Origin of the sequence: Pantoea sp. CTOTU49201, from assembly GCF_032054795.1 — a bacterium.
Lineage (GTDB): Bacteria > Pseudomonadota > Gammaproteobacteria > Enterobacterales > Enterobacteriaceae > Pantoea > Pantoea symbiotica.
In genome coordinates, this window is record NZ_DAMBSA010000539.1 from 1 (window position 1) to 2477 (window position 2477).

General features: G+C 54.3%; 1 protein-coding gene. It reads left to right on the forward strand.

Annotation, left to right across the window (positions count from 1 at the left end; genetic code table 11):
* Positions 1-359: 359 nt before the first annotated feature.
* Positions 360-2477, forward strand: a 2118-nt coding sequence (locus RTY00_RS23440) for a TonB-dependent siderophore receptor (protein ID WP_312666564.1), incomplete at its 3' end; no start/stop codon positions are given.

Sequence of the window (2477 nt, forward strand, 5' to 3'; positions counted from 1 at the left end):
ATCGGCCTGCTGCAGCCATTGCGTAACTGTCCCGGCGGGCAACCACGTCTGCGTCGTTTTTTCTGCGCTTGTTAGAAACATCCTGCAACCCATCTCCACATTTTGTTCACTGTCTTTACTTAACCAAAGCTAATGCAAATGCTATTGATAACGATTTACATTTGCAATATGATTTTTCGCGCCTAAGAAACCTTCGGATTTTCAGTGGATTATTTTGTGAAGGACGTCACGCAGGGAGATTAGGACCGTAAATAACGCAAGCGAGTAATATTTCAATCCGTTACAGCCATTGTCGTTGGGCGAGGGCGACTGAACGGATTATTTCATCTACAAGGCAGTTTGAAATAGAGATGGCAACTATGTCCGTTAAAGCAAGAAATTCAGCAATACCTGCTGTGGCACGTCAATTCAGACTTAATCCTCTGTACCTTTCTCTGGCCTCAATTCTGTTGGTAGCACCGGCTGCCTTCAGCGTGGCCGCCGAAGAGACCATTACGGTAAACGCCGACACGCGTGAAAGCGTGACCTCGCCGCTGCAGGGTTATGTGGCGAAAGAGAGTGCGGCGGGCACCAAAACGTCCACGCCGCTGCGCAAAACCCCGCAATCCATTTCGGTGATTACTCGTGAGCAGATGGACGACCAGGCTGCGTCCTCCGTTGCGGATGCGTTGAGCTACAGCAGCGGCGTGCTGACCAACTATCGCGGTAACTCCAACCGTAACGATGAGATCATCGCGCGCGGTTTTCGCTATGCGCCGAAATTCCTTGATGGCCTGAGCTACGGTTTATCCGGCCAGGCGGGCGCAGCGGGGCAAGTTGATCCCTGGCTGCTGGAGCGCGTAGAGATGATCCACGGCCCAGCTTCTGTGCTGTACGGCCAGGTGAATCCAGGCGGCATCGTGGCGATGACCAGCAAGCGTCCTACCGCGCAGAGCATTCACAAAGTGCAGCTCAGCACCGGCAACCAGCATTTGGGTGAAGCGGCTTTTGATTTCGGCGGCAAGCTGAATGATGACAACACGCTGTTCTACCGCCTGAACGGTATCGCCAGCACCAAACATGAGTTCGTGAAGGACAATAAACAGCAGCGCATGGCGATTGCGCCAGCGATAACCTGGCTGCCTAACGCGGACACCAGCTTTACGCTGCTGACGATGTATCAGAACGAGCCGAAAGCGGGATACCGTAACTTCCTGCCGGCCAGCGGTACGCTGAAAGAGAGCAGCGCGGGTTACATTCCTTACGATTTCAACGTCAGCGATCCGAGCTTCAACGAAGCCAAACGCGAACAGACCTCGATCGGCTATATCTTCGAGCACAATCTCAACGACAACCTGAGCTTCACGCAGAATATGCGCTACAGCAACATGGACGAATCGTACAAATATCTGGTGTATACCTTTGATGCCGATAACGATCACTCAATCAACCGTCGTCCGCAGCATGACAAGATCAAGTCGAAAGAGTTGGGCCTGGATAACCAGCTGAAAGCCACCTTTGAAACCGGCAACATCGTGCACACCGTGCTCGGCGGGTTGGATTACAAGTGGAGCGACGTGGATAACAAACTGTGGCGCGACAGCGGCGATCAATACATCCTCGACTGGGCCAACCCAACGCGTATCAGCATCAATGAAAGCGATTTGACGTTGACTACCAGCACGCGCAAGAAGCTCGATCAGGTGGGCGTTTATCTGCAGGATCAGCTGGAGTGGAATCAGTGGAACCTGCTGCTCTCCGGACGTCACGACTGGAGCGAAGTGCGCACTCAGGATCGCACCGACAACAGCCAAACCCAGCAGAACGACGACAAGTTTACCGGTCGTGCGGGTCTGCTGTATGCCTTCGATAACGGCATTTCACCGTACGTCAGCTACAGCACCTCGTTCGAGCCAAACCTCAACAGCGGCGCGCCAGGCACCGATCCGTTCAAACCGACCACCGGCGAACAGACCGAAGTGGGCGTGAAGTATCAGCCGGTCGGTTGGGATGCGGTGTTCACCGTGTCGGCGTTTGATATCACGCAGAAAAATATCACTGCGTATAACAGCGTGACCGGCTACAACGAGCAGATTGGTAAAGTGCGTTCGAAAGGGATCGAAACCGAAGCGCACGCGCAGATTACGCCAGAGATCAAACTGTTAGCGGCTTATACCTATACCGATGCGGTGACCAAGGAGAGCAGCATCACGCAGCGTATCGGCCATTCACCGTCGAGCATTCCGCGTCATGCGGCGTCGGCGTGGGGCAGCTACACCTTCCTTGATGGCGTGCTGAGCGGCTTTACGCTGGGCAGCGGCGTGCGTTACACCGGCACCGCGCCAGCGGATGAAATTGGCGTCGACAAAGTACCGCACTACACGCTGTATGATGCGATGGCCAAATATGAGCTGGGCGAAGCGGCGAATTCGCTGCGCGGCACCACGCTGCAATTGAACGTCAACAACATCGCAGATAAGCACTACGTGGCTTCATGC